4 protein-coding genes are annotated in these 3,318 nt (G+C 42.3%); 3 read left to right on the forward strand and 1 reads right to left on the reverse strand.

The features are described from left to right. The coding region (locus tag ADI74_RS00945) for an LPXTG cell wall anchor domain-containing protein (protein ID WP_049536458.1) at positions 1-253 on the forward strand (253 nt) is incomplete at its 5' end. Positions 254-335: 82 nt separating this feature from the next. Here ADI74_RS00945 and ADI74_RS00950 read toward each other — a convergent pair. Next, positions 336-1,412, reverse strand: coding sequence for a DUF2974 domain-containing protein (locus ADI74_RS00950; RefSeq protein WP_049536459.1), 1,077 nt, complete (start codon positions 1,410-1,412; stop codon positions 336-338). Between the two features lie 152 nt (positions 1,413-1,564). On the opposite strand from ADI74_RS00950, the gene ADI74_RS00955 reads away from it, so the two are divergent. Both ADI74_RS00955 and ADI74_RS00960 read left to right on the forward strand, forming a co-directional pair. Continuing rightward, on the forward strand, positions 1,565-2,242 hold the full coding sequence (locus tag ADI74_RS00955; RefSeq protein ID WP_049536460.1) for a response regulator transcription factor: 678 nt from the start codon (positions 1,565-1,567) through the stop codon (positions 2,240-2,242). Continuing rightward, the gene (locus ADI74_RS00960) at positions 2,235-3,209 is read left to right on the forward strand and encodes a sensor histidine kinase (RefSeq protein ID WP_049536461.1); all 975 of its coding nucleotides are present in this window, start codon (positions 2,235-2,237) and stop codon (positions 3,207-3,209) included. The genes ADI74_RS00955 and ADI74_RS00960 overlap by 8 nt, the downstream gene beginning before the upstream one ends. Positions 3,210-3,318 lie beyond the last annotated feature (109 nt).

The raw sequence follows: 3,318 nt of genomic DNA on the forward strand, positions 1-3,318 counted from the left end.
ACAACCTAAGAAAGATATTCCAGGTTACCGCTTCGTAGAGACTAAGAAACTTCCAAACGGTGACACAGAACATGTCTACGAAAAAGTTGTTACTGCCCCTCAACAAAAACCGACTGAGCAATCTCCAACTACTAAAGCAACCAAAGAATTACCTAATACTGGTACGGAAGATCATTCAGCTTTGGCAACTCTAGGAGTACTTGGTTTGATGAGCGGATTTGGACTTGTGTCTCACAAGAAAAAAGAAGACTAATTCTATACTCGAGATTCTAAGTAGTATCCATTAGTTTCTTAAACAAAAAACCAACTAATCATTAGGTTAGTTGGTTTTTTGTCTATTCTCGATTTTTCCAAGCTTGGTAGCGGGTGTCGATCAAGAGTTGGGTTAGTCGTCCCATGGTTTCTCTTTCTTCGGGAGTGAGGGATTGAGCTTGGACAAAGAGATGGTGAATGTATTCAATGACCTTGAAGGAAGAAAGATCGTTGATAGAGGAGATGCCTGCATCAAGAATAATTCCAAAAAAGAGGTCAAAGTAGAGCTGCAGTTCTTCGTCAGGAACTGTTTCAACCCATTCCTTGAAAGTAGTGTCGACTTGTTGGCTGTCACTATTGGTCTCGTCTAGTTGGACAAAGTGCTTGTCTTCAACCTGCCAACTAAAGGTATCGTGCTGGGCGATACCACCCAAGGCAGTGCTTCGAACAACAATTTTTTTATCCGGAATTTCCAGCATCATCCCAATGATAGAACCTTGTGGAACAAATACTTTCGTTCTTTCCATCATGTTTTGATAGCCAGCTGTTTCGGTTAGTTCCTTGTGAAGCCCAGGGGCATCAAAAGTATAGACAGCGACAATGTTTTTCTGCAAGTTAGGATCAAGTTGACTGGCAGCATAGACAGCTAGATTACCCCCTTTTGAGTGTCCTGCTAGAATAACCTTTTGGTTAGGATGTTGGGAAAAAAAGTTCTCTAAATACTGGAGGGCATGTTTTTGAGCAGGGATTTCCTTCATATAGGTCATATGGAAATCTTCTTTCCAACCAATGATACTATCATCCGTTCCGCGAAAAACAAGTAAATAGGTATCGAGACTGATACGATAAGTCATGGCTGCAAACTGTTTTTGCAATTCAGGATCGATATCGTTGATAAAGTCTGAGAGCTTGCAATTTTTAAAGCGTTTGTGTTGAGTGAGCTGATCCAACAACTGGAGACGGTTTTTATTGGTCAACATCGTCGTTTCTCTAGGGATTTGAGGTGTAAGATCTATGAGGCGCTTTGGTTCTTGGGCGACTACATCATCGAAAGGAAGATAGGTTAATTCAGTAAGGGCAAGAACATCTAACTCGTTCACGGGGAGGTCATAAAAGGAATCGTATACTACATCATTCAAGTAGTCAAAAATATTGGCCATAAAAGCTCCTTTCTCTATGTTTATCCTACCACATTTACCTAGAATTAGCTAGTGGGCTTGTTAGATTTTGCTATACTACTAGCGAGGTGATTTACAGGTTTGCGTTTTATCCATAGGGAAAATCTGTTATAATAAGAACAAAGGAGGAGCGCATGCACAAGATTTTACTAGTAGAAGATGACCAAGTTATTCGGCAACAAGTGGGGAAACTGCTCTCTGAGTGGGGCTTTGAGGTCGTTTTGGTAGAAGATTTTATGGGAGTATTGAGTCTTTTTGTTCAGTCAGAACCTCATTTGGTCCTCATGGATATTGGTCTGCCTCTTTTTAATGGTTACCACTGGTGTCAGGAGATTCGCAAGATTTCCAAGGTGCCCATCATGTTTCTCTCTTCGAGAGACCAGGCGATGGATATCGTCATGGCGATCAATATGGGGGCAGATGACTTTGTGACCAAGCCTTTTGACCAGCAGGTGCTCCTTGCCAAGGTTCAAGGCTTGTTGCGCCGTTCCTATGAGTTTGGGCGGGATGAAAGTTTGCTAGAGTATGCAGGTGTGATTCTCAATACCAAGTCTATGGACCTGCTCTATCAGGGGGAAGTTCTGAGTTTGACCAAGAATGAATTTCAGATTTTGCGAGTGCTGTTTGAACATGCTGGCAATATCGTGGCGCGTGATGACCTGATGCGGGAACTCTGGAACAGTGACTTTTTCATCGATGACAATACCTTGTCTGTCAATGTTGCTCGCTTGCGTAAAAAGTTGGAGGAGCAAGGCTTAGTAGGCTTTATCGAAACCAAGAAAGGGATAGGATACGGACTGAAACATGCTTGATTGGAAATCATTTTTTCTAGCCTATCTGCGTTCTCGCAGTCGCGTTTTTGCCTATATTTTTTCATTAGGCTTTCTCGTCCTTCTCTTTCAGTTTTTATTTGCTAGTCTAGGAACTTATTTTCTTTATTTCTTTCTACTCAGTAGTTTTTTGACCTTCCTATTTTTGGCTTGGGATATATTTGCAGAAGCTCAGGTTTACCGGCAGGAAGTACTCTATGCTGAGAGAGACCCCAAGTCTCCTCTGGAATGTGCGCTAGCAGAAAAGCTCGAAGAGCGTGAGTCTGAATTGTATCAAAAGAAGTCGGAAGCGCAGAGCAAGCTTACGGATTTGCTGGACTACTACACCTTGTGGGTTCACCAGATCAAGACCCCCATTGCGGCAAGCCGTCTCTTGGTAGCAGAAGTCTCTAATCGGGAGATCAAACAGCAACTGGAACAGGAAATCTTTAAGATTGACTCCTATACCAATCTGGTATTGCAGTATCTTCGTTTGGAGAGTTTCCACGATGACTTGGTATTTGAAAAGGTTCAAGTGGAGGATCTGGTTAAGGAAGTGGTTCGCAAATATGCCCTTTTCTTTATCCAAAAAGGACTGACGCTCAATCTCCATGACCTTGACAAAATCATCGTGACCGATAAGAAGTGGCTGTTGGTCGTCATTGAACAAATCCTCTCAAACAGTCTCAAATACACCAAAGAAGGTGGGCTAGAGATTTATATGGAAGGTCAGGAGCTCTGTATTAAGGATACGGGAATCGGGATAAAAAACAGTGATGTGCTCCGAGTCTTTGAACGTGGCTTTTCAGGCTACAATGGTCGTTTGACCCAGCAGTCATCTGGACTTGGACTTTATCTATCTAAGAAAATTTCTGAAGAACTGGGTCACCAGATTCGCATTGAGTCTGAGGTCGGAAAAGGAACGATAGTAAGGATTAAATTCGCTGAAGTGAAGCTCGTTATTGAGTAAACATAAATGAGAAAAAGCCTCCGAATGGAGGCTTTTATGCTAGGCTCTTATACTCAATGAAAATCAAAGAGCAAACTAGGAAACTAGCCGCAGGCTGTACTTGAGTACG

The organism is Streptococcus pseudopneumoniae (assembly GCF_001074565.1).
GTDB lineage: Bacteria > Bacillota > Bacilli > Lactobacillales > Streptococcaceae > Streptococcus > Streptococcus pseudopneumoniae_J.

What these genes read in the sequence shown, in the direction of transcription:
- ADI74_RS00950 (WP_049536459.1), bottom strand. Translation starts at nt 1,412, where the DNA reads ATGGCCAATATTTTTGACTACTTGAATGATGTAGTATACGATTCCTTT.
- ADI74_RS00955 (WP_049536460.1), top strand. Translation starts at nt 1,565, where the DNA reads ATGCACAAGATTTTACTAGTAGAAGATGACCAAGTTATTCGGCAACAA.
- ADI74_RS00960 (WP_049536461.1), top strand. Translation starts at nt 2,235, where the DNA reads ATGCTTGATTGGAAATCATTTTTTCTAGCCTATCTGCGTTCTCGCAGT.